At 71.6% G+C, this 23,975-nt stretch carries 29 protein-coding genes; 16 read left to right on the plus strand and 13 right to left on the minus strand.

Annotation, left to right across the window (positions count from 1 at the left end):
* Positions 1-13 precede the first annotated feature (13 nt).
* Positions 14-1,219, plus strand: coding sequence for a PQQ-dependent sugar dehydrogenase (locus VV01_RS18160; RefSeq protein WP_050671123.1), 1,206 nt, complete (start codon positions 14-16; stop codon positions 1,217-1,219).
* A gap of 7 nt (positions 1,220-1,226) precedes the next feature.
* On the opposite strand, the gene VV01_RS18165 is transcribed toward VV01_RS18160, so the two are convergent.
* Positions 1,227-2,153 carry an NYN domain-containing protein gene (locus tag VV01_RS18165; protein ID WP_050671124.1) on the minus strand — a complete coding sequence of 309 codons (927 nt, stop codon included), beginning with the start codon at positions 2,151-2,153 and terminating at the stop codon, positions 1,227-1,229.
* Positions 2,154-2,174: 21 nt separating this feature from the next.
* Complete coding sequence (locus tag VV01_RS18170) at positions 2,175-2,699, minus strand: hypothetical protein (RefSeq protein WP_050671125.1); 525 nt, start codon at positions 2,697-2,699, stop codon at positions 2,175-2,177.
* A gap of 206 nt (positions 2,700-2,905) precedes the next feature.
* Between VV01_RS18170 and mptB the strand changes: the two genes are divergently transcribed.
* From mptB to arfB, 3 genes are all read left to right on the plus strand, one after another.
* Complete coding sequence (gene mptB / locus VV01_RS18175; RefSeq protein ID WP_269431151.1) at positions 2,906-4,504, plus strand: polyprenol phosphomannose-dependent alpha 1,6 mannosyltransferase MptB; 1,599 nt, start codon at positions 2,906-2,908, stop codon at positions 4,502-4,504.
* Positions 4,505-4,689: 185 nt separating this feature from the next.
* Positions 4,690-5,970, plus strand: coding sequence for a threonine--tRNA ligase (gene thrS, locus VV01_RS18180; protein ID WP_050671127.1), 1,281 nt, complete (start codon positions 4,690-4,692; stop codon positions 5,968-5,970).
* 117 nt (positions 5,971-6,087) lie between these two features.
* Complete coding sequence (gene arfB / locus VV01_RS18185; RefSeq protein WP_050671128.1) at positions 6,088-6,513, plus strand: alternative ribosome rescue aminoacyl-tRNA hydrolase ArfB; 426 nt, start codon at positions 6,088-6,090, stop codon at positions 6,511-6,513.
* A gap of 195 nt (positions 6,514-6,708) precedes the next feature.
* On the opposite strand, the gene VV01_RS18190 is transcribed toward arfB, so the two are convergent.
* Complete coding sequence (locus tag VV01_RS18190; RefSeq protein ID WP_050671129.1) at positions 6,709-7,140, minus strand: DUF6069 family protein; 432 nt, start codon at positions 7,138-7,140, stop codon at positions 6,709-6,711.
* Positions 7,141-7,247: 107 nt separating this feature from the next.
* Positions 7,248-8,030: an SDR family oxidoreductase gene (locus tag VV01_RS18195; protein WP_050671130.1), complete on the minus strand. Its 783-nt coding sequence runs from the start codon at positions 8,028-8,030 to the stop codon at positions 7,248-7,250.
* Between the two features lie 96 nt (positions 8,031-8,126).
* Here VV01_RS18195 and VV01_RS18200 point away from each other — a divergent pair, with 96 nt between their 5' ends.
* From VV01_RS18200 to VV01_RS18215, 4 genes are all read left to right on the plus strand, one after another.
* Positions 8,127-8,996 carry a sigma-70 family RNA polymerase sigma factor gene (locus VV01_RS18200; RefSeq protein ID WP_050671131.1) on the plus strand — a complete coding sequence of 290 codons (870 nt, stop codon included), beginning with the start codon at positions 8,127-8,129 and terminating at the stop codon, positions 8,994-8,996.
* A 65-nt stretch (positions 8,997-9,061) separates the two neighbouring features.
* Positions 9,062-9,499 (plus strand): VOC family protein, encoded by a 438-nt coding sequence (locus VV01_RS18205; RefSeq protein WP_050671132.1) that lies wholly within the window; start codon positions 9,062-9,064, stop codon positions 9,497-9,499.
* Positions 9,500-9,652: 153 nt separating this feature from the next.
* On the plus strand, positions 9,653-10,093 hold the full coding sequence (locus VV01_RS18210) for a MarR family winged helix-turn-helix transcriptional regulator (RefSeq protein ID WP_071606436.1): 441 nt from the start codon (positions 9,653-9,655) through the stop codon (positions 10,091-10,093).
* A complete protein-coding gene (locus VV01_RS18215) occupies positions 10,090-11,535 on the plus strand; it encodes an MFS transporter (RefSeq protein ID WP_050671133.1) in 1,446 nt (481 codons plus the stop codon). The genes VV01_RS18210 and VV01_RS18215 overlap by 4 nt, the downstream gene beginning before the upstream one ends.
* A 42-nt stretch (positions 11,536-11,577) precedes the next feature.
* Here the strand turns inward: VV01_RS18215 and VV01_RS18220 are convergent, their stop codons facing one another.
* On the minus strand, positions 11,578-12,153 hold the full coding sequence (locus tag VV01_RS18220) for a TIGR03086 family metal-binding protein (RefSeq protein ID WP_050671134.1): 576 nt from the start codon (positions 12,151-12,153) through the stop codon (positions 11,578-11,580).
* Positions 12,150-12,539 (minus strand): nuclear transport factor 2 family protein, encoded by a 390-nt coding sequence (locus VV01_RS18225; protein WP_197275102.1) that lies wholly within the window; start codon positions 12,537-12,539, stop codon positions 12,150-12,152. The genes VV01_RS18220 and VV01_RS18225 overlap by 4 nt, the downstream gene beginning before the upstream one ends.
* A 208-nt stretch (positions 12,540-12,747) precedes the next feature.
* Between VV01_RS18225 and VV01_RS18230 the strand changes: the two genes are divergently transcribed.
* The gene (locus VV01_RS18230; RefSeq protein WP_231635274.1) at positions 12,748-13,194 is read left to right on the plus strand and encodes a nitroreductase family deazaflavin-dependent oxidoreductase; all 447 of its coding nucleotides are present in this window, start codon (positions 12,748-12,750) and stop codon (positions 13,192-13,194) included.
* An 8-nt stretch (positions 13,195-13,202) separates the two neighbouring features.
* Here the strand turns inward: VV01_RS18230 and VV01_RS18235 are convergent, their stop codons facing one another.
* From VV01_RS18235 to VV01_RS18245, 3 genes are read right to left on the minus strand one after another with little or no spacing between them, the layout of a single operon-like run.
* Positions 13,203-13,667 carry a DinB family protein gene (locus tag VV01_RS18235; protein WP_050671137.1) on the minus strand — a complete coding sequence of 155 codons (465 nt, stop codon included), beginning with the start codon at positions 13,665-13,667 and terminating at the stop codon, positions 13,203-13,205.
* Positions 13,664-14,173 carry an SRPBCC family protein gene (locus VV01_RS18240; RefSeq protein ID WP_050671138.1) on the minus strand — a complete coding sequence of 170 codons (510 nt, stop codon included), beginning with the start codon at positions 14,171-14,173 and terminating at the stop codon, positions 13,664-13,666. The genes VV01_RS18235 and VV01_RS18240 overlap by 4 nt, the downstream gene beginning before the upstream one ends.
* A complete protein-coding gene (locus tag VV01_RS18245; RefSeq protein WP_050671139.1) occupies positions 14,170-14,523 on the minus strand; it encodes an ArsR/SmtB family transcription factor in 354 nt (117 codons plus the stop codon). The genes VV01_RS18240 and VV01_RS18245 overlap by 4 nt, the downstream gene beginning before the upstream one ends.
* Before the next feature lie 265 nt (positions 14,524-14,788).
* On the opposite strand from VV01_RS18245, the gene VV01_RS18250 reads away from it, so the two are divergent.
* Complete coding sequence (locus VV01_RS18250) at positions 14,789-15,199, plus strand: TIGR03618 family F420-dependent PPOX class oxidoreductase (RefSeq protein ID WP_050671140.1); 411 nt, start codon at positions 14,789-14,791, stop codon at positions 15,197-15,199.
* A gap of 45 nt (positions 15,200-15,244) precedes the next feature.
* Positions 15,245-16,036 (plus strand): GNAT family N-acetyltransferase, encoded by a 792-nt coding sequence (locus VV01_RS18255; protein WP_197275204.1) that lies wholly within the window; start codon positions 15,245-15,247, stop codon positions 16,034-16,036.
* On the opposite strand, the gene VV01_RS18260 is transcribed toward VV01_RS18255, so the two are convergent.
* Positions 16,012-16,782 carry an alpha/beta hydrolase gene (locus tag VV01_RS18260; RefSeq protein ID WP_050671142.1) on the minus strand — a complete coding sequence of 257 codons (771 nt, stop codon included), beginning with the start codon at positions 16,780-16,782 and terminating at the stop codon, positions 16,012-16,014. The two genes, VV01_RS18255 and VV01_RS18260, sit on opposite strands and share 25 nt — an antisense overlap.
* Before the next feature lie 25 nt (positions 16,783-16,807).
* Positions 16,808-17,203, minus strand: a complete 396-nt coding sequence (locus VV01_RS18265; RefSeq protein ID WP_050671143.1) for an NUDIX hydrolase — start codon at positions 17,201-17,203, stop codon at positions 16,808-16,810.
* Between the two features lie 67 nt (positions 17,204-17,270).
* Here VV01_RS18265 and VV01_RS18270 point away from each other — a divergent pair, with 67 nt between their 5' ends.
* The 3 genes from VV01_RS18270 (at position 17,271) to VV01_RS18280 (ending at position 19,947) form a co-directional block, all read left to right on the plus strand.
* A complete protein-coding gene (locus VV01_RS18270) occupies positions 17,271-17,870 on the plus strand; it encodes a DinB family protein (protein WP_050671144.1) in 600 nt (199 codons plus the stop codon).
* A gap of 605 nt (positions 17,871-18,475) precedes the next feature.
* Positions 18,476-19,120: a class I SAM-dependent methyltransferase gene (locus VV01_RS18275; RefSeq protein WP_050671145.1), complete on the plus strand. Its 645-nt coding sequence runs from the start codon at positions 18,476-18,478 to the stop codon at positions 19,118-19,120.
* A 173-nt stretch (positions 19,121-19,293) separates the two neighbouring features.
* Positions 19,294-19,947, plus strand: a complete 654-nt coding sequence (locus tag VV01_RS18280; RefSeq protein WP_050671146.1) for a maleylpyruvate isomerase N-terminal domain-containing protein — start codon at positions 19,294-19,296, stop codon at positions 19,945-19,947.
* Here the strand turns inward: VV01_RS18280 and VV01_RS18285 are convergent.
* Positions 19,834-20,865, minus strand: a complete 1,032-nt coding sequence (locus VV01_RS18285; RefSeq protein ID WP_082221083.1) for a DMT family transporter — start codon at positions 20,863-20,865, stop codon at positions 19,834-19,836. The genes VV01_RS18280 and VV01_RS18285 overlap by 114 nt on opposite strands.
* Here VV01_RS18285 and VV01_RS18290 point away from each other — a divergent pair.
* Both VV01_RS18290 and VV01_RS18295 read left to right on the plus strand, forming a co-directional pair.
* On the plus strand, positions 20,864-22,270 hold the full coding sequence (locus tag VV01_RS18290; RefSeq protein WP_050671147.1) for an aminotransferase-like domain-containing protein: 1,407 nt from the start codon (positions 20,864-20,866) through the stop codon (positions 22,268-22,270). The two genes, VV01_RS18285 and VV01_RS18290, sit on opposite strands and share 2 nt — an antisense overlap.
* Positions 22,271-22,387: 117 nt before the next feature.
* Positions 22,388-22,870: a universal stress protein gene (locus VV01_RS18295; RefSeq protein WP_071606437.1), complete on the plus strand. Its 483-nt coding sequence runs from the start codon at positions 22,388-22,390 to the stop codon at positions 22,868-22,870.
* Between the two features lie 180 nt (positions 22,871-23,050).
* Here the strand turns inward: VV01_RS18295 and VV01_RS18300 are convergent, their stop codons facing one another.
* Positions 23,051-23,941 (minus strand): oxidoreductase, encoded by an 891-nt coding sequence (locus VV01_RS18300; protein WP_050671149.1) that lies wholly within the window; start codon positions 23,939-23,941, stop codon positions 23,051-23,053.
* Between the last annotated feature and the right edge of the window lie 34 nt (positions 23,942-23,975).

The following is a 23,975-nucleotide window of genomic DNA, read 5'->3' on the forward strand; positions in this document are numbered from 1 at the left end:
TACCGTGAGACGGGTGAGCGACGTGCGCCGTCCCCGAGCTCGTACGCTGCTGGCCTCCGCAGCCGCAGCCCTGATGGCGACGGCGCTGGCCGGTACGACGCAGAGCCCGGCTCACGCAGCGCCCGCGGCCGCTCCTGCGGCGGCGCCCGCGGCCGCTCCTGCGGCGGCGCCCGTCGTCCAGACCGTGGTCAGCGGGCTGTCGTACCCGTGGGACGTCGCGTTCTTCAAGAACGGCGACATGCTGATGACCGAGCGGCGCGGCACGATGAGCCTGCGCACGGCAGCCGGCACGCGATCCGTGCTCAACGCTCCCGAGCAGTACGACGTGTTCAACGCCAGCGAAGCCGGAGCGATGGGCATCGACATCGACCCCACGACCGTGCACACCTACTTCTACACGTGTCAGTCCAAGCAGTCCGCCGGCCAGGCCGTCGACGTCCGGGTGTACCGGTGGCGCCTCGCCGCCGACAACAGGTCCGCGGTCCGCGACCGCACCGTACTCACCGGGCTGCCGATCACGTCCGGCCGGCACGCCGGTTGCCGCGTGCGTTTCACGCCGGGCTGGCGCATCACGCTCGGCACGGGCGACGCCGCCGTCGGCACCAACCCGCAGAGCCGAGCATCGTTGGGCGGCAAGACATTACGCATCGACCCGCTCGGCGGCATCCCGTCCGACAACCCGTACGCCGGCTGGGTCGGCCCGAGTCGGACGGTCTACAGCTACGGTCACCGCAACGTGCAAGGGCTCGCCGTGCGGCCCGGGACGACACAGGTGTGGAGCCAGGAGCAGGGCACCTATCGCGACGACGAGACCAACCTCGTCACGCCTGCCGGCAACTACGGCTACGACCCGGTGCCCGGCTACAACGAGCAGGTGCCGATGACCGATCTGGTCACGTTCCCGCAGGCGGTGCCGGCACGCTGGTCGTCCGGCCCGACGACGGTCGCGACGAGCGGCATCACGTTCTTGCAGGGCTCCGCGTGGGGTCGCTGGAACGGCGCCCTCGCCGTCGCCGAGCTCAAGGGGCAGGGCGTCCGCGTCCTGACTCTGAACGCCGCCGGTCAGGTGACGCGGCAGGAGCAGATCCCGTTGCTGGACAACACTTTCGGGCGCATCCGCACCGTGCAGTCAGGCCCTGGCGGCGCGCTCTACGCAACCACGTCCAACGGCACCAACGACAAGGTGCTGAGGCTCGCGCCGTACGCGCCTCCCGCCTGAGCGAGGGTCAGCGCAGGCGGACCTCCATCTGGCCGTTGTCGAGCAGACGCGTCTCGACCATGTCGCCGTGGTCCTCGACGAACGCCCGGAACGAGCTGAAGCCGAGCGACTTCTCCTTGAACGTCGAGTCGAGCCGCTGCATCTGACTCTTGATGCTCGAGGAGTGCTGCCAGCCGTCGTCGCCCTTCTCGAGGCCGACCTGGATGGCTCGTCGCAGCAACGTGGAGGCCTGAGCAGCCTTGCCCTTGTTGGGTTTTCGGCTCTGAGCGGTCTTCTTGGACGCCGCCTTCGTGGTAGCCCTCGCGTCGTCCTTGTCGTCGGTGTCGGGCTCGCGCGGCGTGTCGGCGACCGGGTCGGCGTCGGTGTCGTACTCGACTCCTGGCAGCAGGTCGCTGTAGATGCTGAAGTCGTCACACGCGGCGACGAGCGCCCGACTGGTGGAGCCCGCGACGCCGATGCCGATGACGTAGCGGCCCATCCGCTTGCACCTCTGCGCGAGCGCGATGTAGTCGGAGTCGCCGCCGACCACGACCACGTGGGTGATGTCGGCGTGCTGGAACAGGTCGTCGATGGCGTCGATCGACAGCCGGATGTCTCCGCCGTTCTTGGTGCCCGAGGTCGCGAACAGCTGGACGAGGTCGACGGCACGGTCGGTGAGCTGACGCCTGTACGCGGCGTTGGCGGGCACCGACCAGTCGGCGTACGCCCGCGTCAGCGCCACCGTCCCGAACGACGACGCGTAGTCGATGATCGCGCCGAGGTCGACCTCGGCCTCGGCGAGCTTGCGCGCGACCTCGTCGCCCGAGCCGACCGACGGAGTGTGCTTGCGTGCGTCGTCGCGCCGCCAGCGGCCGGAGCCGTGCACGTCGTCGTACCGCGAGATCACCATGTTGTCGAAGTCGATGTACACCGCAACCCGCGCTGTGTCAGCCATACGCCGACCCTAGGCGCAAACTCAGCCGCCGTCGGCGGCACGGTGACGTGGCTTGCGTGCCTGGCCGGTCACCGGGTCGAGGTGGGCGGGTACGAGTCCGAGCGCAACGGACATCTCGCCGGCGATCCGCTCGACCGTCACGCCGCGACCCACGACCTCGCGAGCTGCCGTGGGTCGACCATCGATGGTCAGACACAGCATGTCGGCCCAGCCGACCTCAGCGCCGCCGCGTGTCCAGAAGCCGGCGTACCGAACCGACTCCACACGGTCAACGCGCCGGCGGGGGTATGACCGACGGATGAACCAGCCGTGGCGAACTACCCGCTCGCCGTCGATCACCACGCGGACCTGCCAGGAACGGACGATGAAGGCCACTCCGGCAGCCACCGTGAGCCAGCCCAGATACGCGTCGTCGCCGGTGCCTTCTGGCCCAGGCGTCATGAGTCCGATCAGACACGCACCGACGATGAGCCCGGCGAACGCTGTGCAGATCCAGGCGTAGCCGCGGTTGCGGAACGTCTTCGGCTCCGAAGCCTCCCCTGACATGACAGGAGTATGCGCCGGGCCGAGGCGAGCATCGAGGTGAGATGAGGTTCGGCGGGCAGTGTGCACTGGTTCGCCAGGTGAGCCACGGGCGCGGTGGCTCACCACACGAACCAGTGCACACTCATCTCCGAACCCCCTGCCGACCGCCGGATTCGACGGTCGCGGCGCAGTGAGGTCAAGCGGTCAGCCGGCGATGCCCCACACCGATCCAGCGATGTTCACACGCGGTTCACGGCGGATCCGGTGTCGCGCAGGCGAGGCGCCGTACGTTCAGCCGCGTGATCGCACGCGGAGTCGTCGGCGCCACCCTCGTCGTCGTCGGTGGTCTCATCACGACCGCTCTGCCCACGTCGATCGCACGCACGGTGTTCGCGCCGTGGGTCGAGGTCGGCGAGTCGATGCCGGGCCGCATGCTCGGCCTCTGCGTGACCGTCGTCGGGCTCGGCCTGCTCACCTGGGCCTGGCTGGACCTGCTGCGTCGAACAGGGTCGACCGGCCGTGACCTGCACACCCGGCTGGACGAGGTGCGCCGGGCCACCACCTGGTGGGCCTGTCCCCTGCTCATCGCACCGCCCCTGTTCAGCCGCGACGGGTGGTCGTACGCAGCGCTCGGCGAGATGGTGCGACGCGACGTGTCGCCGTACGACCACGGACCCCGGGTGCTCGGCGGCGCCCTGGTCGAGCGCGTCGACCCGATGTGGATGGACACGCCGTCGCCGTACGGTCCGTTGCCGCTCGTGCTCGGGTCGTGGTTCGCGAGCGTGACCCGCGACCCGTGGCTGCTCGTGGTGCTGCACCGCCTGTGCGCGGTCGCCGGGCTGCTGCTGCTCGCGTGGGCCGTGCCACGCCTGGCGCGCGCGGCGGGCCACGACCCGGCACTCGCCTCGGCGCTCGCCATCTCGAGCCCGCTGGTGCTCGCGCACGGCGTCGGCGGCCTGCACAACGACCTGCTGATGGTGGGGTTGGCGGTCGCAGCGCTCGCGGTCGCTCTCGACCGCGAACGCCCCGAGTCGTGGCTGGTCGCTGCCGGCCTGGCCGGCCTCGCCGCCTCGGTGAAGCTGCCCGGCGGACTCGTCTGCATCGGCATCGCGCTCGTGTCGCTGCGCGCCGGCGCCACGCTCGCTCAACGTCTCGGCCGACTCGCGGCGGTGGGTGCCGTCAGCGTCGGCACTCTGCTCGCGACGGGTGTGCTGCCCGGACTGGGTATCGGCTGGCTGCACGCCCTCTCGGTGCCGGGTGTCGTGCACACACCGCTGTCGGCGCCGACGATGCTCGGCAGCGGCCTCGGCTCGCTGCTGGTCGGGCTCGGGGCCCACGACGCCGGCGCGGTCGTACTCCCCGCGACCCGCGCACTCGGGTCACTGCTCGCGCTCGGAGCCGCCGGTTGGCTCGCTCTCACCGCACCGACCGGTCACGGCGGCTCCGCGGTACGCACCACCGGGCTCGTCACGCTGGCCGCCTTCGTCCTGAGCCCGGTCGTGCACCCCTGGTACGCCTTGTGGTTCGTGCCCTTCGCGGCGTCGCTGTGGCTCGTGCGCCGACGCACCCAGGCGCTCGTCGCCGGCTGCGTCGTGCTCGGCATGACGGCACCGCTGGACTCGTCGCTCGCCGGAGCCCACGTGATGGTGTGGACGGCGATCGGCCTGGTCGTCGCCGTGGGAGTGCCGCTGCTGGCCTCGACACACACGATCCGGCTCGGACGCGTGCCGGCCGTGAAGGTGCGGGCGGCGTCCTCGTACGTGGGCTCGCCGGGCACGCGCACCTCGCCCTCACCGGCTGCGTCTCCGCTCTCGGACGACGCATGAGGTCGCGTCGAGGCGCGCAGCGGCGTACGCTCAACGACATGCACCTGCAGCAGCTGACGACGACGCCGGATCCACTCCGGCGCTGACCTGCTGCACTCACCCGCACACCAGCCTCGGAGCGACGCTCCGGGGCTTTGCTGTTGCTCCCGCGCATCGCTCCACGGCACGATCGCACAGGAGAACCGATGAATCACCAGCAACCGCAAGCACTTTCGTACGACGCGCCGCCCGGCCGCGACCATCGTGAGCTCAACCAGGACCTGCACGTATTCGCGACCGACCCGCTCGTCGGCAGCGGTCTGCCGCTCTGGCTGCCCGACGGCGCCGTGATCCGGTCCGAGCTCGAACGCCTCGCCGCCGACATCGCCCGCGCCGACGGCTGCCAGGAGGTCTACTCGCCCGTCCTGGCCAAACGTGCGCTGTACGAGCGCTCCGGCCACTGGGCGAAGTTCGCCGACGACATGTTCCCGACCATGCCGCTCAGTGGCGGCGGATCGGATGACGAGGAGCTCGTGCTGCGGCCGGCCAACTGCCCACACCACGCGCTGACCTACGCCGCCCAGCAGCACTCGTACAGAGAGCTGCCGATCAGGTATCACGAGCTGGCACCGATGTTCCGCGCCGAGCGGTCGGGCGTGCTGTCCGGGCTCAGTCGTGTGCGCCAGATCAACCTCGACGACACCCACGTGTTCTGCCGCCCTGACCAGGTCGCGGACGAGGCGCGACGAGCGCTGCAGTCGGCGCTGCACGCCCAGGAGGTGCTCGGGATGCGCATCGACTACGTGCGGCTGTCCCGTCGCGACGACAGCCCCGCCTACCTCGGCGAACCGGCGCAGTGGGCCGCCGCCGAGCAGGCGCTGCGCGAGGCGGTCGCCGCGGTCGGCGTACCGGAAGTCGTTGAGGCACAAGGGGAAGCCGCGTTCTACGGACCCAAGCTCGACCTGCAGGTGCGCGACGGACGCGGCCACGACGAGACCATCGCCACCGTCCAGCTCGACTTCAACCAGCCCGAGGCGTTCGACCTGACCTACGCGGCGGCCGACGGCTCGCAGCAGCGTGTCGTCATGATCCACCGCGGCACCGTCGGCTCGATGGAACGCGTCGTCGCCTCGTTGCTCGAGCGGTACGACGGCCGGTTGCCGCTGTGGCTCGCGCCGACCCAGGTGTGCGTGATGCCCGTCGGACCGGACCAGGACGACGCGGCGCGCCGGGTGGCTGACGACCTGCGTGCCGCGGGCCTGCGCGTCCGGGTCGAGCACGACGGCTCGCTGGGCGCTCGCATCCGCGCGAGCCGGCAGCGACGGGATGCCGTGATGGCGGTGCTCGGCGAGGCGGAGGTCGCGGCCGGTCAGGTGCAGGTCACCGAGGTGGCGAGCGGCTTCCACGGCGCCGTCGCGAGTGACGTGCTCACCCGACTGCTGCGGTCGGCGTACACCGCACGCGGCGCGGTGGCGTGGACCGCGTGAGCTCGGCAGCCGCTCGCGCTCGATGTGAGGAACCGTGCGCTCCGGCTCCCGGTTCCTCACATCGTGCCGGCCGGGAAGTCCGTCGCGGCCCGGCCGGCACGGCGCCATACTGCGAGCGTGGCGGACGACCTCGTGGTGAACGACCGGCTGGTGATCCCGGCCGGTGAGCTGCGCGAACGTTTCTCGCGCAGCTCGGGCCCGGGAGGCCAGGGCGTCAACACAGCCGACTCGCGGGTGGAGCTGACCTTCGACGTACGCCGGTCGTCGGCTCTCCCCGACGCGTTGCGTGAGCGGGTGCTCGGCCGGCTCGCCCACCGACTCGTCGACGGTGAGCTGACGATCGCGGCGAGCGAGTACCGCAGCCAGCTCGCCAACAGGCGGGCCGCCCGCGAGCGCCTGGCCCAGCTGCTGCGCGAGGCGACCGCACCGCCGGCGCCGAAGCGACGGCCGACCCGGCCGACGCGTGGGTCGAAGGAGCGTCGGATCTCGGCCAAGAAGCGACGCGGCGAGATCAAGAAGGGCCGCGGCCAGGTCGACCTCTGAGGCGGGCGGATCGGCGTACGCGGGCGGGCGGCGTACCGCACCCTGCGCATTGACGGTGACCCCACCGGATGTCGGGGGCCCCGTCAACGGACGGGGTCGCGTCGGCCGTCGTTCTCACCAGCGCAGCGGTGTGTCACACCGCGCGCTGCACGTCGCGGTGTGACACACCGTCAACTGGTCTGGAGGTGACGGAGATCAGTCGGTGAGGCGGCGGGCGATGGCCGGGATCACGATCGCGGCCGCGACGACGTGCGTCGTCATCAGCAGCGCCTTCGTGGCCGACCCGGCGTCAGCAGCGAGGTCGGGGCCGAACGACAGGGCGGTGAGCGCGACCGTCGTCCGCACGAACGCCGTCCGTGACCGGAACGCGAAGCGCGCGAACGCCACCGCGATCAGGATCCCGACGACCGAGAAGATCGCGGTCATCACGCCGAAACCGGGCACCGGGATCGGCTCGCCGGCGACGTCCAGGCTGATGCCCGCTGCGCTCCCCGCAGCGGCGACGAGCGTGGTGGCAAGCGCTGCCGTCACGGTGGCGGCGAGGCCGGCGCCGACGAGGGCGCGGTAGGAGGTACGGACGCCGGTCACGGGCGTCGCGGCGGTCTGGGTTGCGGTGAACGAGCTCATCGTGGTCTCCGATGTCAGGCGACCGACCCGTTGTCGGTCTCACGCCACCTCCACGAACGGCCGTACGCCGCTGCGACACCCGCCCCACGCGACGATGTTCGCTCCCTTCACCGGGGGTCGGCCAACGCCCGCTCCCAGGTGCGTACGCCGACAGCGCGCTCCAGGTTGAGGTTGGCGCCTGCCCGGTGGGCTCGAAAGGCCTTGCCGGGCAGGCGGATCGGCATCGTGAGGCGGTGCTTGCCCTTCGCGCTCAGGTACGCGCGAAGTAGCTGCTTCATGGGGTACGCCTGCGGGCCGGCCACCTCGGGTACGAGTCCGGCCGGCTCGCCGAGGGCGACCTCGACCAGTCGGTCGGCCACCTCCGATGCATCGACCGGCTGGAACTGGACGCCCGAGAACGTCGGAACCACAGGCATTTTCGTCATGGCGTCGAACATCGCGATCATCGACTGGTGGAACTGCGTCGCGCGCAGGGTCGACCACGGCAGGCCCGACTCAGCGATGATGAGCTCGGCATCGCGCTTGGCCTTGAAGTAGCCGAACGCCCCACGGTCTATGAAGCTCTCGACCGGCACCCGGTCGGCACCGACGACCGAGATGTACGCCAGGTGCGGTCGCCCGACGCGCAAGGCGGCACGTACGAGGTTGCGCGCCTTCACGTCATCACCCTTGGCGGTCCCCGCGAGGTGCACGATGGTCTCGAGGCCGTCGACCGCGGCCTCGACACCCTCGCCCGTGGAGAGGTCGCCCGTGACGTACTCGACGCCGTCCTGCGGATCGCGCGGCCGTCGCGAGAGGACGCGGACGTCGTACCCGTGGGCACGCAGTCGCGGCAGGACGAGGCTCCCGAGCGTGCCGGTGCCTCCGGTGAGCAGGATCGGTGCGGTCATGACGGTCTCCTTCGGTCAGGGTGTGCGGCCCGGTCACATCGCCGGGCGCCGCGGGGTCATCCGGGTGACACCGACCGACACGGGGATGTGACCGCGATGAACGAGACCGACTGGCTCGCCACGCAGTTCGAGCAGCACCGACCACGGCTGCGGGCCGTGGCCTATCGGATGCTCGGTTCGATGGCCGAGGCGGACGACGCTGTGCAGGACGCGTGGCTGCGGGTCAGCCGGGCCGACGCCGACGACGTCGACAACGTGGCCGGCTGGCTGACCACGATCGTGGCGCGGGTGAGCCTCAACATGCTGCGCTCACGCGACCGACGGCGCGAGACGTCGTACGAGCGCGCACCCGAGCCCGTCGCCGAGCAGACGCCCGAGCAGGAGGCCGTCATGGCCGACTCGGTCGGACTGGCCCTGCTCGTCGTGCTCGACACGCTCACGCCCCCGGAGCGGCTCGCGTTCGTGCTGCACGACACGTTCGGGGTGCCGTTCGACGAGATCGCACCGCTGGTCGGGCGGACGCCGACCGCAGCCCGCCAGCTGGCGTCGCGCGCCCGGCGTCGCGTCCGCGGCGGTGCGAGTGCGGTACGCGAGCCCGACGTCGCCCGCCAACGACGGGTCGTCGACGCCTACCTCGCGGCGACGCGGGACGGTGACTTCGAGGCACTCGTACGGCTGCTGCATCCCGACGTCGAGCTGTACGCCGACGCTGCCGCCCTCCCGACCGGCCGCGCCGTGGTGATCCGCGGCGCCGAACCCGTCGCGCGCGGGGCGATGGCGTCGTCCGGGCGGGCGCGATTCACCGGGCCGGCGCTCGTCGCCGGGGCCGTCGGGCTGGTGATGGCACCGCAGGGTCGGCTGTTCGTGGCGCTGGCGTTCGCGTTCGACGGCGATCTGATCGCGCGCATCGACGTGATCGGGGACGCCGACCGGCTGCGCGACCTCGACCTCGCGGTGCTCGACTGAGTGAGTCACCCGTACGCCGGTCCGCGCGTCCGCACGAGGCGCGCGGACCGGCGTACGGTCGAGGTATGAGCGACCACCCGTTCGTCCGGCAGGTCGTGCTCGACTGCCCCGACCCGAGAGTGCTCGGCGACTTCTACTGCGCACTGCTCGGCTACACCTACCGCGCCGGCGACGTCGAGCCGACGCCCGACGAGGACTGGCTGGTCATCCGCCCCGCCGGTGACGAGGACGGGTCGAGCGGGCGTGGGATGGCGCTGCAGAAGGTCGACGACTACGACCCGCCCGTGTGGTCGCCGGAGCCCGGCTTCGACGGCGGGACCCGCCAGCGTCAGATGCTCCACCTCGACATGACGGCGCCGGACCTCCCGTCGCTGACGCGGCAGCGCGACCGGGCGCTCGAGCTCGGCGCACGACTGCTGTACGACCGGTCGGACGACGAGGACGAGCCGCTCTACGTGTTCGCCGACCCGGCCGACCACCCGTTCTGCATCTTCATCGGCTGAGTCGCCGGGCCGAGTGCGCATGTCGCGCTCCCCTGCCGGGCCGAGTGCGCATGTCGCGCTAGTTCGGAGCTCGCTCAACTAGCGCGACATGCGCACTCGGCCAGATCAGGGAGGCGCTCGACATTCATATAGTTGTGTGATCACAATAGTTGCATGCACACAACCAAACCCACTCCGGTCGGTCTGTGGCTGTCGATGATGGGCATCGTCATGGACCACAAGTGGTACTTCGCCGAGCGGTTCGAGCAGAAGCTGCCCGTCCCGTACAGCCGCTACCGCGCGCTCCGTCGCGTCGAGCAGCAGCCGCGCAGCCAGCGCGAGCTCGCCGCGGCGATGGGCGTCGACGCGCCCGCGATGACCGTGATCGTCAACGACCTGGTCAAGCACGGCCTCGCCACCCGCGAGCCCCATCCCGACGACGGCCGGGTCAAGCTCGTCACCGCGACCGCTGCCGGCCTCGCCTGGCTGGACGACGTGCGCTCGCTCGAGGACGGCGCCCCGCCGCTCATGGACGTGCTCACCCGTGACGAACGCCGCGAGCTCGCACGGCTGCTCGACAAGCTGCAGGCCGGTCAGGCGGGTGGGCTGTCGTGATCACCACCCGTTCGGCACCCACGGTCGCCGCGCACGAGCTCGACTCACGCGGACGCTGGACCGTCGTCGCGATCTGCTGCATGAGCCTGTTCATCGTCGGCATCGACACCAGCGGCCTCAACCTGGCACTGCCGTCGATCCAGGCCGACCTGTCGGCGTCGTACTCACAGCTGCAGTGGGTCATCGACGCCTACACGCTCGTGCTCGCCAGCCTGCTCATGCTGGCCGGGTCGATGGCCGACCGGTTCGGGCGCAGGCGCGTGTTCCGGATCGGGCTCACGCTGTTCGGGCTCGGCTCGCTGCTCTGCTCGCTCGCCCCCTCGATCGGCTTCCTGATCGGCGCGCGGATGCTGCAGGCCGTGGGCGGCTCGATGCTCAACCCGGTCGCGATGTCGATCATCACCAACACGATCCACGACCCCCGCGAGCGCGCGAAGGCCATCGGCATGTGGGGCGGCACGGTCGGCCTGTCCCTCGCCCTCGGCCCCGTCGTCGGTGGCGCGCTCGTCGACGCGATCAGCTGGCAGGCGATCTTCTGGCTCAACATCCCCGTCGTGCTCACGGCACTGCTGCTCACCGCGCGGTTCGTCCCCGAGTCACGGGCCGCGAGCGCCCGCCGCTTCGACCCGGTCGGCCAGCTCGCCGTGATCGTGCTGCTCGCCTCATTGACGTACGCGATCATCGAGGGCCGTGGCCTCGGCTGGACGTCGGCCGCCGTCGTCGGCTGCTTCGTGCTCGCCGCCCTCGCGCTCGCGGTGCTGGTGGCGTACGAGCGGCGCCGGCCCGAGCCGCTGCTCGACCCGCGGTTCTTCCGCAGTGTGCCGTTCTCCGGTGCGGTCGTCACGGCCGTGCTCGGGTTCGCCGCGATGGGCGGTTTCCTGTTCCTCAACACGTTGTACCTGCAGGACGTCCGGGGCCTCTCGCCGTTGGAGGCGGGGCTGATGACGCTGCCGATGGCCGGCATGACCGCCGTCTGCTCGCCACTCTCGGGGCGGGTCGTGGGCGCCCGCGGACCGCGCCTGCCCGTGCTCGTCGCGGGCACCGGCATGACCGTCTCGGCGCTGATCCTGCTGACGCTGAGGTCGGACACGTCGTACGCCGTGCTGGCCGTCGCGTACGTGGCGTTCGGTGTCGGCTTCGGTGCCCTCAACGCCCCGATCACCAACACCGCCGTGTCGGGTATGCCGCGCGCTCAGGCCGGCGTGGCGTCGGCCGTCGCGTCGACGAGCCGTCAGGTCGGGACCTCGCTCGGGGTCGCGGTGTTCGGGGCGGTCACGCTCGGACGGCTCGACGGCCCGACGAGCACCGGCCTCGCGGCGTCGAGCCACGGCGCGTGGGCGCTCATGCTGGCCTGCGGCCTCGGCATCCTGGCCCTCGCGCTGATCACGACCAGCTCGTGGGCGGTCCGCTCCCGTGATCGGGTCGCCGCCGAGCTCGCCTGAATCGCCTGGCGCGTGGGGCCGCGGCGGGGCGGCGCGGTCTCCTCATTCCCCACGGACCCGCTGGTGCCCGAGGGCGTACGCCAGCCGCTCGGTCGCCGACGACGACGCGGTGGGCGCGGCGTCGTCGTACATCACCCCGCGGAGCCGGGTCGGGACGAGCTCCGTCGACGACGCCAGCAGCCTGGCCGCGACGGCGTCGAGGACCGTCGGGTCCTGACCGGTGGCCACGGCGAGGTCCCAGCCGTGGGTGACGGTCTCGACGGTGAAACCACGCAACGCGTCGTACGCGGAGCACTCTCCCCACGCCGCCGTCACCAGCTCGTCCGACCTGAGATCCGTTGCGGCCCGGGCGATCTCGGCAGCGAGACCAGAGAAGGTCGGGGCGAGCTCGGCGTCGGCGACGTCCGTGACGACGTGGGGCGTGCCTCGGAGGTAGGCGCGGGTCACCGTGCCTCGACCGCGCAGGGCCGTCCCGATCAGGTGCCCGATGAGGGCACGAACATCGAACTCGACGCACGGCGTCGGCAGCCCGAGCTGATCGGGCCGCGTCGCCGCGATCAGCCCGCTCACCCAGTCGAGGGCGGCGACGTAGTCCTGGCGCTGCTGGTCGACGTTCATGCTGTCGGGCGGGTGCCGGGCGGTGGGGTGGCGTCGACATCGGCCCACACCTCGGTCAGCTCGACGATGAGCCCGTCCTTCACCGTGACGAAGGAGGCGACCTCGAACTCCTGCGCCTCCCCGTCCACGCGGCCCGTGACGTGGCAGCGCCCGACGGCCCGGTCACCGGAGCCGACGCAGTCCTCCAGCGTCAGCCGCTCGAACCCGGGGTAGTCGGCGTTGAGCTGCACCCAGGCGTCGCGGTCGAACGTCTCGCCGGTGTGCACGAAGCGGACGGTGAAGTCCTCGTGCAGCAGGTCGGCCAGGCCGTACCAGTCGTGGGCGTCGATGACCGCAGCCATCCTGGTCATGGCGGTGGCGGCGTCGGCCGGATCGGTGGTGGTCACCTGCGTGACGGTGTGCCCGGGCGACGACACGTCCGCGGTCACCGGGTCTCGATACGGCTCGCCCCGTGGGGCTCGCCTACTCGACCAGCGGGTGCGGGCTCGTCTCCCGCCGGTGCGCTCGTAGGGCACCCAGGTTGGGACCGCGACGACCCGCGTAAGGACTGCGAGACGGCGTACTGTCGAACGCATGGACGTGGTGGGGTCGGTCATGGCGAAGGTACTGACGACACGCTCGCTGGTCAGAGCGCCGATCACGTTGTACCGCAATGGTTTCGGCTGGTTGCTCGGGTCGCGGATGCTCATGCTGGAGCACGTCGGCCGAACGACCGGCGAGCCGCGCTACGTGTGCCTGGAGGTCGTACGCCGACCGTCGCCCGACGTGGTCGTGATCGTGAGCGGGTTCGGCGAGCGCGCGCAGTGGTATCGCAACCTTCGTGCAACCCCGCGGTGTCACGTCAGCATCGGCCGCCAGCGGCGCCGACCCGCGACGGCCAGACTCATGGGCGAGGCGGAGAGTGCGCAGGCGTTGGCGGCCCACCAGCAGGAGCACCCGAGGGCGTGGGCGCGGCTACGGAGCGTGATCGAGCAGGCGGTGCAGCACCCGGTCGAGGGGCTGCCGATGGTCGAGCTCACCCTGGCCGCCCGACCGGTCTGACCGCACCGTCAGCGCGGGCCGCGCCCGGTCTGCCCGTCGATCAGCTCACGGGCGATGTCGAGGTGGCCGGCGTGGCGGGCGGTCTCCTCGATCATGTGCAGGATGACGCCGCGCAGCGTGGTCACCTCGTCGACGAGTCCGTCGACGACCGGCCCGCTCGTCGGGGTGTCGAGCGGCATGTCGCGGATCGCGCGCACCGATGCCGCCACCTGCGCGCGGTACTGATCGGCCGCCGTGAACGCGTCGTCCTTCTCGTTGCTCGCGACGCCCATGACGACGCCGAACCAGTAGTACTCCGCACCCGACAGGTGGCGCAGCAGACTGTCGGGTGTCCACCCGCTCGGCACCGTCGTACGCGCCAGGCCCGCTTCGTCGAGGCCCTCCACGATGTCGACAACGGCGGCGCGCTGGGCGTCGAGGAAGTGCTCCAGCGCGGCGCGCTCGGCCGTCACCGGCTCCACCGTCGCGGTCATGACTGCTGCACCTGCATCGCCTGGTACGCCGGCTTCAGCTCGTCCGCGCGGACACCCCAGTCGGGGTGGGTCGGGCGACCGTCGAGGTAGAGCCGCAGGTCTTCGAGGTGCACCTGCCAGCCACCGCCGTAGTTGGGCAGCTTGTCGGCGGGCAGCCCACGGTCCTCGACGACCAGGCGGGTGCCGCCGTCGACCGCGGTCAGGGTGGCCTCCAGCACCGAGGGGTCGTTGTCGTCGTCGGGCGCCATGTCGAGCACCAGCCGGTTTGGCGGCTCACAGACGACGACCCGGCCCGGCCCCTCGGCGCCGCTGGTGAACCGGATGTCGAAGCGGCCGCCCAGCTGCAGATCGCCCTCGACGTGCGCGAGCCACCGGGCGAGCCGCTCGGGGTCGGTGACGGCGTCCCATAGGTCGTCGATGTCGGTGGCGTAGGTGTCTTCGAGGCGGACGCCGGCGACGCCGGACCAGGTGTGCATCGTGCCGAGCGTCTTCGTGGTGTCGGTCATGTGGTCCTCCCAGTGGTGTTGGTACTGCTCGTCTTTCGGGCCGTACGCCGGCCGCGCGCCACCTCGGTGTGCAGCGCGTCGAGGCGCTGGCTCCACAGCTCGCGGTGACGTGCGAGCCACGCGTCGGCGTCGGCGAACGCGTCGGGCCGCAACGAGTAGATGCGTCGTTGGGCCTGCTGCTCGACCTCGACCAGGCCCGCCTCACGCAGCACGCGCAGGTGGCGCGAGACGCCAGGGCGGGCGATGGGCAGGGCGTCGGCGAGCTGGCCCGCCGAACGCGGGCCGGTCGCGAGAGCGTCCAGGATCGTGCGGCGGCTCTCGTCGGCGAGCGCGTGGAAGACGGCGTCCATGGTTCTTACGTAACCATATGGGTACGTACCCGTCAAGGTACGAGCGTCGCTTGGTTGAGCCGGTCGAGCCCCTGGGGCGAGACCGTGTCGACTTGGGTTGAGTAGTCACCGAGCTTGCGAGGGGACGTATCGAAACCAACCGAGTGACGCACAGGGAGGAGGCTCTCCCTCGCGGTCACCGTGGTTTCGACACAGGCCTCCGCTAGCGCTCCGGCCCGGCTCAACCGGCGGAGTCGGGACGATCCTCGTCGGCCACCATGGGGCCATGAGTTCCAAGCGCCTCGACCTGCGCGACCCGGCCGTCACGGCGTTCTGGACCGAGCGCCACCTGCAGACGCTCACGACGCCCCGACCGGACGGCACCCCGCACGTCGTCCCCGTCGCGGCGACCCTCGACCCCGACGAACCCCTCGTCCGCGTCATCTCCTCCCGCACCTCGCGCAAGGTCCGCAACGTCGCCGCGGGCGGTGCGGCCGGCGTACGCGTCGCGTTGTGCCAGTACGAAGGTCGCTGGTGGTCGACGATCGAGGGCGTCGCCACCGTCCTCGACGACGCCGAGTCCGTGCGGGTCGCCGAGGCGAGGTACGCCGAGCGGTTCCGCCAGCCGCGCGTCAACCCCGAGCGCGTGGTCATCGCCGTCCGCGTGACCCGCGTGATGGGCCACCTGCCGAGCTGAATTCGTTGGCCGCCGCGCCGGCGTACGGGTTGGATGACGCAGGTGATGACTCCTGCTGACCTGCTCGCGGCGTACGACGCCGAGCTCCGCACCGACGCCGAGACGCCCAGTGCGGTCGACGTGACCAGGCTCGGACCGTTGCGGCTGGTGCGGTTCGCCGGCGGTCGTGGCTTCGTGACGTACGCCGACCTCGGGGGCGCCGACGCGCCGACGATCGCGCGCTGGGTCGGCGAGGCGCTCGACCACTACCGCGCCGACCCCGAGATCACTCGGGTCGAGTGGAAGACCCGCGCCCACGACGATGCGCCCGGTCTCGTCGACGCGCTCACCGCGCACGGGTTCGTCGCCGACGAGCCGGAGTCGATCATGATCGGCGAGGCCGCCGCGCTCGACCAGGACCTGCCGCTGCCCGACGGTGTCTCACTGCGCACCGTCACCTCCGAGGCCGACGTGCTGGCCATGTCCCGGATGGCCGACATCGCGTTCGAGGACGACCGCGCCGAGGAGATGGCGGCCGCCCTGCTGACTCGCCTCGCCCGCCGCGACGGCATGGAGCTGTGGGTCGCCGAGGTCGACGGTGCGGTCGTGAGCTGTGGCCGTCTCGAACCCGTGCCCGGTACGACGTTCGCCGGCATCTGGGGCGGCGCCACGCTCGTCGAGTGGCGCGGCAAGGGCATCTACCGGGTGCTGACTGCCGCGCGCGCCCGCTCGGCGATCGCGATGGGCAAGACGCTGATCAACAGCGACTCGACCGAGTTCTCGCGGCCCATCCTGGAGAAGTCCGGCCTGGTCAAAGTGTCCGAGACGACGCCCTACGAATGGCGCCGCCCCGCCTGACCCGCCTCCGTGAGGTGGGCGCGGGCGAACTCGACAGCGCCGGCGTTGATGCGCTCACGGTCGTGGTCGAGCGTCGCGACGTGGAACGACTCGGCCAGCTCGACGACCTCCACCTCACCGCTCGTACGCTCCGCCCACGCCTGTGCCGACGACGGGTCGACGACGTGGTCCTGGGCACTGACGAACAGCAGGCTCGGCGAGGTGATCCGCGGCAGCGCGTCGGCGATCTCCTCCAGCGGCCGCGTGAGGTCGAGCAGCGGCGCGACCGGCACCGCGTCGTACGCCGACTCGGTCACCCCTTCGAGCGCGATGTCGGAGCCGACGGCCTCGAGGAAGTCGCCGTCTGCGGCCTTCCCGGCGTCGATGAGGGCCTGCCAGATCGGGGCGTGCGGGTCGATGAGCGGGTTCACCGCGATCAGTGCCGCGATGTCCGGATGCCGCTGGCCGAGCCACGCCGTGAGGCTCCCTCCCATCGACAGACCCGCGACGACGACCCGCTCGCAGCGCTTGTCCAGGTCGGCGTACGCCGCCTCGACCGTCGCCGACCAGTCGGCCCAGCGAGTGGCGGCCATGTCCTGCGGGGTCGTGCCGTGGCCGGGCAGCAGCGGCAGCTCGACCGTGAAGCCGGCGTCGGCGAACGCCGTGGCCAGCGGCTTCATCGACTGGGGCGAGCCGGTGAAGCCGTGGATCACGAGCGCGCCGTGCTGACCGCCCGAGGCGGAGAACGGTTCGGCGTCGAGGAGCATCGGGTGTCCTTTCGTGCGGGCCGGGTCAGGCGGGAGTCAGGGCGGGCAGGACGTGCGCGCTCAGCAACGGCGCCAGACCGGTCGTGTCGGTGACCGGCAGCTGCACCCACCGCAGCTCGGCGATCTCACCGGCTGCGGCCGGCGTACCGGTCAGTGGCGCGCGGAACACCGTCGAGTGGATCGTCGCGCCGGGCTCGTTGGCCGCGTCCGCGACCCACACCCCGACGGGTTCGAGATCGGCCTCCGTGAGCACGATGCCGACCTCCTCACCGATCTCACGCACGGCGGCCGCGGCCGCTGACTCACCGGGTTCGAGCTTGCCGCCGGGCAGCATGAACATGTGCGTCCCCTGCTTACGGACGGTGAGCAGTCGCTGGTCGGCGTCGAGGAAGCAGACCGCGGCCACGGTGAACGTCGTCATGACACCGTCCTATCGCATCGCCCGTAATCCGGTGGTGGTGGCCGCGCGGCGGTGAGAGCGTCGAGCCATGACCCGGATCGAGCCCAAGGCCGCCCTGCACCAGTACCTGCGCGAGTCGCGCGACGCCGTCCGCTGGAAGGTCGACGGCCTGTCCGAGTACGACGTACGCCGACCGCTCACCCCGACCGGAACCAACCTGCTCGGCATGGTCAAGCACCTGACGATGTGTGAGGCGGGATACTTCGGCGACACGTTCGAGCGGCCGTTCGCCGACAAGCCGACGTGGTGGGACGACGACGATGACCCACAGGCCGACTGGTGGGCCACGCCCGAGGAGTCGCGCGCCGACATCCTCGACCTGTACGAGCGGGTCACCGCCCACGCCGACGCCACGATCGAGGCACTCCCGCTCGATGCGCCGGGGCACGTGCCGTGGTGGGGCTCCGGCGGCGACGTGACGCTCCAGCAGGTGCTCGTCCACATGGTCGCCGAGGTCGCCCGCCACGCCGGCCAGGTCGACGTGCTCCGCGAAGGCATCGACGGGCGTACCGGCATGGAGGAGGACAGCACCAACGTGCCCGAGTACGACGAGGCCACGTGGGCGGCGTACCGCGACAAGGTCGAGCAGGCCGCCCGCACCGCCGCCGCGTTGGTCGACCAGGCGTAGCCGCACAACCGCTGGTCGAGTAGGCGGAGCCCGTACAACCGCTGGTCGAGTAGGGCCGGAGCGCTAGCGGAGGCCCGTATCGAGACCACCGGGCCGCGGTCACCTGGTCTCGATACGGCTCGCCCTGGGGGGCTCGCCTACTCGACCAGCGCGGTTGGGCTCGACCAGCGGCGGGGTCAGGTCCGGCGCGGCAAGGGGGGGGGTCGGAGCACGCTGTGCACTGGTTCGTGTGGTGAACCACGTCGTCGCGCCGGCGCATGAGGCGAACCAGTGCACACACCGCACCGAACCAGGTCGGCGCACGGCGCTCCGGACAACGCCCGCTGGTCGACTAGGCGGAGCCCGCACAACCGCTGGTCGAGTAGGGCCGGAGCGCCGAACAACCGCTGGTCGAGTAGGGCCGGAGCGCTAGCGGAGGCCCGTATCGAGACCAACGGGCCGCGGTCACCTGGTCTCGATACGGCTCGCCCTGGGGGGCTCGCCTACTCGACCGGCGAGGTCGGGGCTCGCCTACTCGACCGGCGATGTCGGGGCTCGCGTACTCGACCTGCTCGACCAGCGGGTTCGGGTCGCGCTGTCGGTGGGTGGCTCTAGCGTCACCGGCCATGGACGCGCGGACCCAAGAGCTGAGTGACGCCCACGACGTGCTGGCCGAGTTCTACGCCGAGCGGCTCGCCGGCGCGCTCGAGCAGATGCCGGTCGAGCAGGCGGTGCTCGGGCTGTTCGCTCGGCTCGTCCGCGAGTCCGGGCTCGGAGTCGAGGTGGCCGACATCGGTTGCGGCACAGGCAGACTCGCGCCGTTCCTCACCGCGCACGGCCTCTCGCCGCGCGGGCTCGATCTGTCGCCCGAGATGATCACGGTCGCCCGGCGCGACCAACCCGGGTTCACGTTCGAGCAGGGAGACGTGCGGGCGCTGCCGTACGCCGACGCCTCCCTCGGGGGCGCGCTCGGCTGGTACTCGCTGATGTATCTCACGCCCGACGACCGAGCCGTGGCGTTCGGTGAGCTCGCGCGGGTGGTCAAGCCGGGCGGTCACCTCGCGATGGCGTACAAGATGGGCGACGACTCGCAGCGTCGTGGGGGCAGAACGGTCAACCTCGGCGTCGAGTTCGACATCTGGTGGCACTCGGCCGACGAGGTCGCGGGCCGGCTCGACGCGGCCGGCTTCGAGGTCGAGTTCGCCGGCCGGGTCCCGCAGAGCGAGGAGTGGCCCCAGCCGCAGGGGTACGCCGTCGCCCGCCGCCGCTGACGTCGCTCCCACCCCTGCCGCACCCTGTGACGAAGCGAGAGCACCAGCTCACGACTCCTCACAGGGTGGGAGCCCACCCCTGCCGCACCCTGTGACGAAGCGAGAGCACCACCTCACGACTCCTCACATCGTGCGCACCCGGGCCCACGCCGCCCACGCCTAGCCTGGCAGCCATGGACCTGTTCACGCAGACCTGGGACGACCTCCGGAGGGCCGTAGCCGCGCTGCCCGCCGACGCATTCACCCAGCCGTCGGGATGCGCGGGCTGGCTCGTCCGAGACCTCGTCTGCCACCTGGTGATCGACGCGCAGGACGTGCTCATCACGCTCGCCACCCCGACCGATGAGGCGCCCACGCGCGACGCCGCGTCGTACTGGGCGGTGTCCGACACGGTCGATGCCGACGACCCGCTGGCCGCGCTGACCGTGAGGCTCGCGGCGGCGTACGAGGACCCGTCGCTGCTGACGTTCCACCTCGACGACGTCGGCTCGGCCGCGGGCCGCGCCGCGACGCTCGCCGATCCCGCCACGCGCGTACGCACCCAAGGCTTCGTGCTGACCACGGGCGACTACCTGTCGGCGTACGTGCTGGAGTGGACGCTGCACCACCTCGACCTCATCGCTCATCTGCCGGGCCAGGCCGGGCCGTCCGACGAGGGGCTGGCCGCGACGCGAGCCCTGCTCGAACGCATCGTCGGCGAGCCGTTCCCCGCCTCACTGCCCGACGCCGACGTCCTGCTGCTCGGCACCGGTCGTCGTACGCCCACTGCCGACGAGGCCTCCACGCTGGGCGCGCTCACCGACCGGCTCCCTCTCGTCCTCGGGTGACGACGGCCGCCCGAGTCGCACCCGCACGGCCGCCGCAGCACACACGATCACGGCCAGACCGCCGAGAACCGTTGCAGCAGTGAGGTTTTCGCCGACCAGGAGCACGGCCCACCCGATGGACAGCACCGGTTGCACGAGCTGCACCTGACTGACCTGTGCGATCGGCCCGATCGCGAGCCCGCGGTACCACGCGAAGAACCCGAGGTACATGCTCACGACGGCGAGGTACGCGAACGCCGCCCACTGCGTCGCGGTCGCCGACGGCGGGTGAGACAGCGCGGAGCCGGCCGCGAGCCCGAGCATCACCGGCGCGCAGAGGACCAGCGCCCACGAGACGGTCTGCCAGGCGCCGAGCTCGCGCGCGAGCAGACCACCCTCGGCGTACCCGATCGCCGCCGCGACGACGGCGCCGAACAGCAGCAGGTCCGCCCAGCCGAGGCTGCCGAACCCGCCGCCCTGCGCCCCGGCGAACCCGACCGCGACGACCGCTCCCGCACCCGCTGCTACCCAGAACGCCACCGGCGGAAGCTCGCGCCCGCGCAGCACAGCCGTGACGGCGGTTGCCGCAGGCAGCAGGCCGATCACGACGGCACCGTGCGCTGCGGGGGCCGAGGTGAGCGCGTACGAGGTGAGCATCGGGAATCCGATCACGACACCGCCACCGACGAGCGCGAGCCGAACCCACTGCCGACGAGTCGGCCTGTGCTGTCTGGTGATCGCGAGCGCCAGCGCTGCGAGCACGGCCGCCACGACGGCGCGGGCCGACCCGATGAACAGGGGCGATAGCCCACCGACCGCGATGCGCGTGAGCGGCACGGTCAACGAGAAGGCGGCGACGCCGAGAGCGCCCCAGGCGAGGCCGGATCCGGGCGATACCGGAGTGACGATCGAGGCAGTAGCGCTACTGTTGTCTTTCATGAATGACGGTAGCAGCAGCCGCATCGTGTCCGCGCTGCGTGACTGGATCGCGGACGCCGCACCCGGCAGCCAGCTGCCCTCGACCCGTGCGCTCGTGTCCCATCACGGCGCGAGTCCGGTGACGGTGCAGAAGGCGATCCGTGAGCTCACCGCGCTGGGGCTGGTCGAGAGCCGCCCCGGCGTGGGCACGTTCGTGCGGGCCGTACGCACCGCTCGCCCGGCCGACTACGGCTGGCAGTCCGCTGCGCTCGGCACACCGCGTCACCCCGGCGCCGTGGCGTCGGCGATGCGCAGCGCGTCGCACGACACGATCCCGCTGCACTCGGGGTACCCCGACCGCGAGCTGCTGCCCGAGCGGCTCGTCCGCGCCGCCCTCACCCGAGCGGCCCGCAGTGACGCGGCGCTCACGCGTCCGCCGGTCGCCGGTCTGCCCGAGCTGCAGTCGTGGTTCGCCCGCGAGCTCGGCTCGGCAGCGCCCGCGGGCGTGAACCCGCCGCACCCGAGCGATGTCGTCGTGGTTCCCGGCAGCCAGAGCGCGCTCGGGTCGATCTTCGGCGCGCTGGCCGGCACGGACCGACCGGTGCTGATGGAGTCGCCGACCTACTGGGGCGCGATCCTCGCCGCGCGCCGCGCCGGGCTCGACGTCGTACCCGTGCCGTCCGGGCCAGCAGGGCCCGAATCCGACCAGCTGGCAAGGGCTTTCGCCGAGACGGGTGCTCGTGTGTTCTACGCCCAGCCGACCTACGCCAACCCGACGGGCGCGCAGTGGACACCCGATCGGGCCGACGAGGTCCTCCAGGTCGTCCGTGATGCAGGCGCGTTCCTGATCGAGGACGACTGGGCCCACGAGTTCGGCATCACGACGACGGCCCGGCCCCTCGCGGCGTACGACGACGCCGGTCACGTCGTGCACCTGCGGTCGCTCACCAAGAGCGTGTCGCCGGCCATCCGCGTGGCCGCCGTGATCGCGCGCGGCCCGGCTCGTGAGCGACTGCTCGGCGACCAGGTGAGCACGTCGATGTACGTCAGCGGCCTGCTGCAGGCGGCTGCGCTCGACGTCGTGAGCCAGCCCGCGTGGCGTACGCACCTGCGCGGTCTGCGGACCCAGCTGCGTGATTGTCGCGACCTGCTGCACCGCTGTCTCGCCGAGCACGCGCCCCGGCTGCACGTCGAGCACCTGCCGCCGGGCGGCCTCAACCTGTGGGCCCGCCTGCCCGACGGCACCGACCTGGACGCGGTGGTGCAGCGGTGCGAGCGCGGTGGCGTCCTGGTCGCGGGCGGTCACGAGTGGTTCCCCGCAGAGCCGGCGGGCTCGTACCTGCGCCTCAACTACTCCGGCCCCGACCCCGCGTCGTTCGCCGATGCGGCGCGGGTGATCGGCGCGGCGGTCGACGAGGCGGGTTGAGCCGGCGCGTTCTCCGTGAGGAAGCGAGAGGGCGATCTCACGCTTCCTCACAGGGAGGACGGCGCTGTCCACGGGATTCGGTGCGATGCTGGAGGGGTACGCCGAAGGCAGGTCGTCATGAGCGAACAACCTCTCCCTTTCACCGGTCCGATCGTGGTCGGGTTCGACGACCACGTCACCAGCCGGCGGGCGCTGCTGCAGGCGGTCGACCTCGCGGAGCGGCTGCAGGTGCACCTGCGCGTGGTGCACGTGCTCGACGCCGAGGACGTGCCGGTCGACCCCGACTCCTCTCAGTGGGACGCCGAGCGGCAACGGCACGCCGAGCAGCTGGCCCGCGACGTGCACGAGCTGGTCCGGCTCCCGGACCGGGCGTGGTCGTACGCCTCCGCCACCGGCGAGGTGTGGAAGGCGCTGACCCGCGAGGCCCACGACCTCGACGCGTGGTTGATCGTGATCGGTCAGCACACCCACGCGCACACCGTCGCGACCGCGGTCGGGCGGTTGCTGCGCGGCTCGTGGGGCGGCTCGGCGACCGACACGCTCGTCCATCACAGCCGGCTGTCCGTGCTCGTCGTACCGCATCACGACGACGAGGCGTGACGGGTACGACGAGGGCCGAGCCTCCCTGTGCCGCACCGGGTTTCGAAACGGCCCTCGCCCCGTCCGCTGGTCGAGTAGGGCGAGGCGCTAGCCGAGCCCGTATCGAGACCAGGTGCAGTCGACCCCGTGGTCTCGATACGGCTCGCCCTGTGGGGCTCGCCTACTCGACCAGCGGGTGGGTCAGGCGTTGTCGAGCTCGGCGAGGTCGTCGGCGTCGAGGGTGACGTCGCGGGCGCCGGTGTTCTCGTCGAGGTGGGCGACCGACGACGTACCGGGGATCAGCAGGATGTTGTCGGCGCGCGCGAGCAGCCAGGCCAGGCCGATCTGCGACGCCGTGGCACCACGACGCTCGGCGACCGCCTGCACGGTGGCGTTCTCGGTGACCTTGGGCATCCCGGGGAACGCGGAGCCGAGCGGGAAGAACGGCACGTACGCGACGCCCTTGTCCTGGCACAGCCCCAGCGTCACGTCGTCATCACGGTGCAGCAGGTTGTACGCGTTCTGCACGCACACCGCACCCGCCTCGATGGCCTTGGCCGACTGCTCGGTGGTGGTGTTGCTGACACCGAACGCCTCGAGCGAGCCCTCGTCGACGAGCTCCTGCATCGCGGCGAGCTGGTCGTCGAAGTCGGCGTACGCCGCCGGGTCGACGTGGTCGGAGTGGTCGGACTCGGCACCCTCGGGACCCATGACGCGCAGGTTGACCACGGGGAGACGGTCGATGCCGAGCGTGCGCAGGTTGTCGTGGACGCCGGCCTTGAGCTCGTGCGGGTGCTGCGCGGGCAACCAGCTGGCGTCCTCGCCCCGACGGCCACCGACCTTGGACACGATGACCAGGTCGTCGGCGTACGGGTGGAGGGCCTCGCGGATCAGCTGGTTGGCGACGTCGGGGCCGTAGAACTGGGAGGTGTCGATGTGGTTGATGCCGAGCTCGACGACACGGCGCAGGACGCGGATCGCCTCGTCGTGGTCGCGCGGCGGCCCGAACACTCCCGGGCCGGGCAGCTGCATGGCGCCGTAGCCGACGCGACGAACGGGGTGCCCGGCCAGGGTGAAGGTGTCTGAAGCCATACCTGAGACGATGTCACACAACGCCCTGCCCCTG

It is taken from the genome of Luteipulveratus halotolerans, from assembly GCF_001247745.1.
GTDB classification, from domain to species: domain Bacteria; phylum Actinomycetota; class Actinomycetes; order Actinomycetales; family Dermatophilaceae; genus Luteipulveratus; species Luteipulveratus halotolerans.